This window comes from Hugenholtzia roseola DSM 9546 (assembly GCF_000422585.1).
Lineage (GTDB): Bacteria > Bacteroidota > Bacteroidia > Cytophagales > Bernardetiaceae > Hugenholtzia > Hugenholtzia roseola.
This window is the reverse complement of sequence record NZ_AUGI01000066.1, coordinates 1-8160: the sequence shown is the minus strand read 5'-3', so window position 1 is coordinate 8160 and position 8160 is coordinate 1. Positions and strand designations below refer to the sequence as shown.

Sequence of the window (8160 nt, the reverse complement as noted above, 5' to 3'; positions counted from 1 at the left end):
GGGTTTGGGGCATAGGACAAATCAATGCCTTGTCCCTACTTTTGGTATCAATTTTTTTGCATTTACGTAAAAAAATGATTTGCATTTCGAACCCTCCCCTATGGGGGGAGGGCAGGGTGGGGGTTCAGAAAACGGCTTACCTAAAAACCAAATCTATCACCTCATCGAGGCGTGCAGCCGTATGGATTTTGATTTTGTAGTGCTTAAAATCAATCCCTTTGGCGGCATATTTAGAGATGTAAATGTGCTGAAAGCCCAACTTTTCGGCTTCTGAAACGCGCTGTTCTACGCGATTGACGGCGCGAATTTCGCCCCCTAAGCCTACTTCGGCGGCAAAGCAGGTCTTGTCGGAAATGGGCAAATCCTCCATCGAGGAAATAAGCGACATACAGACGGCTAAATCTATGGCGGGGTCTTCTATTTTCATACCCCCTGCGATATTTAAAAAGACATCTTGGGTAGCCAGACGAAAGCCGCTGCGTTTTTCCAACACTGCCAAAAGCATATTGAGCCGTTTGCCATCAAAACCTGTGCTACTGCGCTGCGGCGTGCCATAGGCTGCCGCACTTACCAAAGACTGCACCTCGATAAGCAGGGGGCGATTGCCTTCTAAGGTTGCCCCAATAGTGATGCCGCTAAGGGCTTCTTCGCGTTGTGAAATCAGAATTTCAGAAGGATTCGACACTTGGCGCAATCCAGAGGCTTGCATTTCATAGATGCCCAACTCGGAGGTAGAGCCGAAACGGTTTTTGATGGTGCGCAAGATGCGATAGCTCAAATGCCTATCGCCCTCGAATTGGATAACGGTATCGACCATGTGTTCCAACACCTTAGGACCCGCCAAACTGCCCTCTTTGGTGATATGTCCGATAAGAAAAACAGGGGTCTGCGTTTCTTTGGCAAAGCGCAATAGCTCGGCACTGCACTCGCGCACCTGCGAAACGCTGCCTGCCGCCGATTCCACATATTGCGTGTGTAGCGTTTGGATAGAATCGATGACTAAGATGTCGGGTTTGGTTTCTTCTATTTGGCGGAAAATATTTTGCGTATTGGTTTCGGTCAGGATAAAACAGTTGTCGGAAATATTTTCCAGACGCTCGGCACGCATCTTGATTTGCTGCTCGCTTTCTTCGCCCGAAACGTATAGCACTGAAACCTGCGGCAGGGTGAGCGCAATTTGTAGCATGAGCGTAGATTTGCCAATGCCCGGCTCGCCCCCTAAAAGCACCAAAGAGCCAGCAACGATACCGCCGCCTAAGACGCGATTTAGCTCGTGGTCGGGCGTAACAAGGCGTTGTTCGGCGCGATAGGCTATCTGACTAATTTTTTTGGGCTTGCCACTTTTTTCCTGTCCGCGCTCGGTTTGGCTTTTCCATAGCTTTTTGGCAGCACTTTCCTGCTTATCGACAAGCTCTTCTACAAAGGTATTCCACTCCTCACAGGCAGGACACTTGCCCATCCATTTGGGCGACTCATGTCCGCAGTGTTGGCAGAAATAAGCGGTTTTTACTTTCTTTGCCATCGGTTCGTATTTTTTTGATAGGCTTTTGGATTCGAAAGATACAAAAAAAATGACAACTGTAGCGCGAAGCTCCAGCTTCGCCGTTCAACCGTCGACGAGGCTGTTAGCCGTCGTCGAGGTTTTTTGCCTATGCCGTTGTCCTCGCCAATGACTGAGGCTAACGAAACAAAGGTAGGGACAAGGCACTGCCTTGTGCCTATCTTTGGGTCTGATTTTTAGAGTTTAACAGGGCTACGTTACTACGTTTCTTCTTTCTCGACGGTTGTTGGGTTTATTTTTTTTATTTGTAAATCAAAAATGCTATCTTGCAAGCGTTTTTTGGCTAATATCAAAACGCTAATATCAAAACTTAGAACTCCCTATTTAATTTAGAAACTTCTTGCTATGTTGAAAAAAAGCCCGATTCTCAATAATCCCTATGAAGAACCAACGCTGCATTATCGCATAGATAGCAAAGGCGAACTCGATAACAGTGAAGTGTTGAAAGGACGAAGACCTTTTAATCCTTACGCGCCTACTCTGCCTGCTAAAAAAAAGGGGCAGTATGAAGCCAACTTAAAATTGATAAGCAAGCAGGAGCATCTTATCAATCTTTGTAGGCACGAAGTAGGGAAGTGGAGAAAAGAGGGTTACCCTCACACAACGGCGGTTACGAAAGAGCTTTTGCAGTATTGGTTTGACAACCCCGAAAGAATCGTTACCAAAAAGCTATTTTTTGCACAAAGAGAAGCCGTAGAAACAGCCATTTGGCTCAATGAAGTGGCAAGAAAGTCTAATAGTGGGAATCGCATCTTGGAAAGTTTGGAGGAAGCACAGAAAACACCAAGTGTCTTTGTAGAGGAGCAACTGCCACGTATTGCCTTTAAGATGGCGACAGGTTCGGGAAAAACCGTTGTGATGGCTTGTCTGATTTGTTATCATTTTTTCAATAGGGAGAGAGACCCGCGCAATCCTATCTTTGCCGACAACTTCCTTGTCGTGGCACCGGGCGTAACCATTCGCGATAGGCTTTCTGTCCTTTTTGTAGATGTCAAGAGCAAGCACCTAAGAGAGGCACAAGATTATTACGCACAGCGCGACCTTGTACCCTTTAAATGGCGCGAAAAGCTAAAAAACCTAAATGCGCATTTAGTCATTACCAACTACCATGCCTTCGAGCCAAAAGCCCTACAAGGCAATAAAAAAACACCCTTCGATGGAAAAATAAACAGCGATGGCACAAAAAATAATGAGGGAAAGGAAAGCCCCGCTAAGGCTATTAAGCGCGTTTTAAAAGATTTCAGACCCAACAGCAGGGTATTGGTCTTGAATGATGAAGCTCACCACTGCTACCTGCCCAAATCTAACGGAAAGGTAGAAGACGGCTTTGATGACGAAAATCAGAAGGCAGCGGTCTGGTTTAGTGGGTTGAGAGAGATGCACCGACTTTTCAAGATACGCACCATTTACGACCTTTCCGCAACACCCTACTATCTCAAAGGGTCAGGCTATGAGCCTTACAGTTTTTTTCCTTGGATTGTAACCGATTTTGGCTTGTTGGAAGCAATGGAGAGTGGCATTATCAAGATTCCGATTTTGCCTGAAACAGACGATTCGCAAGAACTTCTCTATGCCAAATTTCGAAAACTTTACGAACACATCAAAGACGAACTGCCTAAAAACTCGAAAAAAGAGCTGCATACAGAGCAGGAAAAACGAAAGGTAAATTTGCCTACGCTACTCAATAACGCCTTTACACAGTTTTATGGGCATTACGAAAATTATGACAAAGGCAAACGGAAGGGCGGCGAAATGATTGCCAACGTCTTCAATCCGCTTCCTGTCTTTATTGTCGTTTGCAATAATACCAACATCTCAAAAGAAGTCTATAAATATATTGCAGGCTATCAATTTGTAGATGGCAATGGCGAGGTGCAAACCGTTTCGGGCATGCTGCCACTTTTTTCTAACTATGACCCCCAGACTTTGCAGCCTAAGCGAAAGCCGCCGACCTTGCTTATCGATAGCAAAGCCTTAGAGGAGGCGGATTTGATTGATGATACCTTCCGAAAAACTTTCGAAAGGCAGATTCAGAATTTCAAAGACGAGCATACACAACTTTACGGACAAGGCGAAAAGGTGTCGGACGCACAAATCTTGCGCGAAGTAGTCAATACCGTAGGCAGGCAGAATAAGTTGGGCGAACACGTCCGCTGTGTCGTGTCGGTAGCCATGCTCACCGAAGGGTGGGACGCAAATACGGTTACACACGTCATGGGCATACGTGCCTTCGGCTCGCAGTTGCTTTGTGAGCAGGTAGCGGGCAGAGCCTTGCGTAGGGTCAATTACGTCTTGCAGGGATACGACAAATACGGAAACCCCACAGACGACAAGCGAAAAATAGTGGTAGAAAAATTCCCCCCCGAATACGCATACATCATCGGGATTCCCTTCGACTTTAAGAGCCAAACCAAAAAAGAAGACGAGCAGGCAGAAGGTACAACAACTACCTACCATCACGTTTATGCCATACCCGAAAGGGAAAAGCAATACCAGCTCATTTTGCCCAACGTAGAAGGCTATAAAACCGAATATTTAGAGGGCAAACTTTCATACGACTTTGCAGGAGTAGAAGACTTCGAAATTACGCCTATGCCTACCGTAACCGAAATGGCAAGTCCGCTGCTCAATAGCGTAGAAAAGCTAAACATCGAGAGCGTGTTACAAAGACGCACCCAACAGCTTATCTTTCATATCACGCGCTGGGTGCTGCACTATCATTTTTCAGATGAAAACCAAAACCCTTATTTTCATAAATTTGAGGAAGTGAGGCGCATTGTGGAATTTTGGTATCAAAACAAAATCAAAGTTTTTAACCATAAATCGGAACGCTACAAAAAGCAACTCTTTTTTGAAGACCCCAAGCGCATGGCAGACCATATCGCCAGAGGCATCAATCCTGCGCGAAACACAACGGAATTTATACGACCCATCTTCAACTATTACAATCCCTTTATTTCTACCAGCGAAATAAATGGCTACACCAAACAAGACGTTTTTCCTACCCAAAAAAGCCACGCCAATTTAGTGGCAATGGATAGCGATTGGGAGGGCATTGCTGCCAAAACCTTAGAGGAAATTCCACAAGTGGTTGCTTATGTAAAAAATCACTTCCTCAAATTCGAAATTCCCTATCTGAAAGCAGGCAAGCCCGCCAAATACAGACCCGACTTTATCGCCAAAATCCAAAAGGGCGATAAAACCTATATGCTTATTATCGAAATTAGCGGCATGAGCCAAGATAAAGACGAAAAAAAATGGTTCCTAACCCAAAAATGGCTACCTGCCGTCAATGCCGTCCGACATCAGCCACAACACCAATATCCGCAATGGCATTTTATTGAAATTAGCCAAGATATTCGCGATATTCGGGTAGAATTGATGGATAAAATTGAAAGTCTTTAACCGTCGTTGAGGCTTTCAGCCGTCAACGAGGTTTTTCAGACCACTAACGACAAAAGTAGGGACAAGGCACAGCCTTGTCCGAAATTAGAAAACCTCGCCGACGGGCAACGCCCTCGCCTACGGTTAAAAAAGCATTAAAAAAAATAAAACCATGAGCAAAAACAAAAACAACCTCCCTACAAAGGGAAGCAAATTTCCCGAAGACAAAAGAGCCGCTATCCCCAGCACCGAAGAAGCAGGGCAGGAACGCGACAACCCCATTGCGGCAAAAAGCCAAACGCTTTATCTCGACAAAAGACCCAAAAATAGAGAAGACGACCCCGAACTCTTTTGGCTTGGAAAGTATGGCGAGCAGGAAACACAAGACCAGCTTGCCGTAGATGTGCGCTCTTTGTATCGTTACGAACACGTTGCGCCTGAATTGATTATCAAAAACTTATACCAAATCAAACAGAGCAAGCCCGAAGAATCGCTTTTCCAAATCAACGAACTTTTTGGCGGCATCTTAGAAAAAGACGAACTCGAAAAAGTGCCAAGCTATTACACACACCAAGACGGCTGGACAAATAGGCTCATACAGGGCGATAGCCTGCTGGTCATGACCTCGCTGCTCGAAAGAGAAGGCATGGCGGGGCAGGTGCAGACCATCTTTATAGACCCCCCATACGGCATTAGATATGGCGGAAATTGGCAACTCAAAATCAATAACAGAGAAGTAAAAGACGGAAAAGACGAAGACATTACCGCAGAACCCGAACAGATTAAAGCCTTTAGAGATACGTGGCAAGACGGTATCCATTCCTACCTTTCCTACCTAAGAGATAGACTCCTGATTGCACACAAATTGCTAAACCAAAGCGGCTCCTGTTTTGTCCAGATTTCAGACGAAAACGTGCATCTGGTCAGATGCCTGATGGACGAAGTCTTTGGTAGCGAAAATTTTGTGAGTCAGATTGCTTTCAGAACAACAGCAGGTGATACAAGTTATACGTTGCCTACAATGGGCGATTTTATTATTTGGTATGCCAAAAAGAAAGAAAAAGTTAAGTATAGGAAAGTTTTTATAGACAAAGTATTGGGCGTAGGAAGCGGAAACATGTACACCTATGTTGAAAATGAAGATAGGAGTATTATTCGCAAGCTCACACAAGAAGAAATCATGTTTCCTAACACCATTCCTAAAAATTGGCGAGTTTTTAGAATTGCTGATTTAAAAAGATTAGGAAAAAGCAATACAAATACGTTTAAGTTTGAGTTTGAAGGAAAACTTTATTATTGTGGAGATAGACATCAATGGAAAACAACAAGAGAAGGCTTAGAAAAATTAAAAGCCGCAGGTTGGCTTATTGCTACAAGTAATACTTTGTGTTACAAAAGGTATTTTGATGATTTTCCTATCACAGAATTAGGAAATATGTGGACGGACACGCAAGGTTCATCTGATAAGTCTTATGTTGTCCAGACTTCAAATAAAGTTATCCAACGCTGTATTTTAATGACAAGCGACCCTGGCGATTTGGTATTAGACCCTACCTGCGGTAGCGGTACAACGGCTTATGTCTGCGAGCAGTTTGGGCGGCGTTGGATAACGATAGATACGAGCCGCATAGCGGTCAATATCGCCAAGCAGCGTCTGATGGTAGCGGTTTTTCCGTACTATAAATTGGTAGATGAGTTGGGCGAAAATGTGCGCAAGGGCTTCGAGTATAAGACCGTTCCCCATGTTACGCTCAAAAGTTTGGCAAATGACGAACCTCCCGCAGTGGAAACACTTTACGACCAGCCTTTGGTAGATAACAAAAAGATGCGCGTTTCGGGTACTTTTACGGTAGAAACGCTGCAAAGCCTCAATCCGCTTTCGCCACAAGATTTAGACACTGCCGTCCAAGATACAGATTCGAGTTTTGAGGAGCGTGTGCGTCAGCATTTATTAAGTGCGGGCATCAAAAATGGGCGGAAAGATGAGCGCGTTGTGTTTGCTTCGGTAGAATTTATCAACGACAACGGACTGCATGCCGAAGGGTATTATCAGAATGAAGGAGGTGAGCAAAAAGCCTATTTTCATATCGGTCCCAAATTTGGCAGCATAAGCCGCGCTTCGGTGAATGAAGCGATTAGAAGTTGTCGTTTTCGGGGTGATGCCAATTGGCTTGTGCTGCTGGGTTTTAGTTTTGAAAGCAACGTCAATTCGAGTCAGGTAGAAAGTCAGCGTGTCGGGAACATAGAAATTACGAAGGTGCGCATGCATGACGACTTGCTTCAAGAGGGTTTGATGAAAAAGCCGCCTAAAAGTGCGGGTAGTTTTATCACGATTGGCGAGCCAGATATTGCCCTTCACCGCAAGGGCGATAGCGTGCAGGTAGAAATCTTGGGTCTTGATATTTACAATCCCATCAAGGATACGGTCATGGCGCGTGAGGTGCATGAGATAGCCTATTGGGTTGTAGATGACAACTATGACGGCACCAACTTTGTCGTGCGTCAGGTATTTTTCTGTGGGGGCAAAAAAGAGGAATTTCAGAAGTGGGAAAAAGGGCTTCAATCGCTTGCCTTGCAGCACGCTAAAAAGAAAGCCGAAACGACTCTCAAAATCGAACTCGACTACGAGGCTATCGAGCGACTCTACGGACACATTTCGCACCCTATCGCCCTAACAAAGGAAAAGCAGCGCATTGCGGTTCGCATCATTAGCCAATTTGGAGAGGAGAGTACTAAGGTGATAGAGGTAGTGAAATGATAGTTTTCATTTTCCAACCGTCGACGAGGCTGTTAGCCGTCGTCGAGGTTTTTACGCCGTTGTTGGTGTCCTCACCTGAGAAACCGTCGCCGACGGGCAACGCCCTCGCCGACGGTTTATTTTAGTTCAAATTCTGCCATTTTGTCTTGAAAATAGCGGCGTTTTTATTTTTTCGCTACAAAAAAGCAGTAATTTGTAAAAATAATTAAATTTGCCTTTTCTGAAAAAAAAGTGCCTTTATTGCACGTATAGGGGTATGATGATTTTGGTTTGATGTTTTTTGCTAAAAAAGGTAGTATTAAAAAAATGGAATGGCTGACTTTCTGTCAATAGTTTTGTAAAATAGTTACAAATCTTTCGACTTTGGGGTAAAAAACGCTTCTTTAAAATTTTTTCGACTATTTTTGGGCTTCGATTTGGATTTGAAAAAAGTCTTTCCTACCTTTGTGATGTCGCC

At 44.5% G+C, this 8160-nt stretch carries 3 protein-coding genes; 2 read left to right on the top strand and 1 reads right to left on the bottom strand.

Going from position 1 to position 8160, the window contains the following annotated elements; genetic code table 11:
- Positions 1 to 136 precede the first annotated feature (136 nt).
- On the bottom strand, positions 137 to 1522 hold the full coding sequence (gene radA / locus G500_RS0107790; protein WP_027002158.1) for a DNA repair protein RadA: 1386 nt from the start codon (positions 1520 to 1522) through the stop codon (positions 137 to 139).
- 384 nt (positions 1523 to 1906) lie between these two features.
- On the opposite strand from radA, the gene G500_RS0107785 reads away from it, so the two are divergent.
- Both G500_RS0107785 and G500_RS22825 read left to right on the top strand, forming a co-directional pair.
- Positions 1907 to 4966, top strand: coding sequence for a BPTD_3080 family restriction endonuclease (locus G500_RS0107785; protein ID WP_027002157.1), 3060 nt, complete (start codon positions 1907 to 1909; stop codon positions 4964 to 4966).
- 151 nt (positions 4967 to 5117) lie between these two features.
- A complete protein-coding gene (locus G500_RS22825) occupies positions 5118 to 7703 on the top strand; it encodes a site-specific DNA-methyltransferase (RefSeq protein WP_051203375.1) in 2586 nt (861 codons plus the stop codon).
- The last annotated feature ends 457 nt before the right edge of the window (positions 7704 to 8160 follow it).

What these genes read in the sequence shown, in the direction of transcription:
- radA (WP_027002158.1), bottom strand. Translation starts at nt 1,522, where the DNA reads ATGGCAAAGAAAGTAAAAACCGCTTATTTCTGCCAACACTGCGGACAT.
- G500_RS0107785 (WP_027002157.1), top strand. Translation starts at nt 1,907, where the DNA reads ATGTTGAAAAAAAGCCCGATTCTCAATAATCCCTATGAAGAACCAACG.
- G500_RS22825 (WP_051203375.1), top strand. Translation starts at nt 5,118, where the DNA reads ATGAGCAAAAACAAAAACAACCTCCCTACAAAGGGAAGCAAATTTCCC.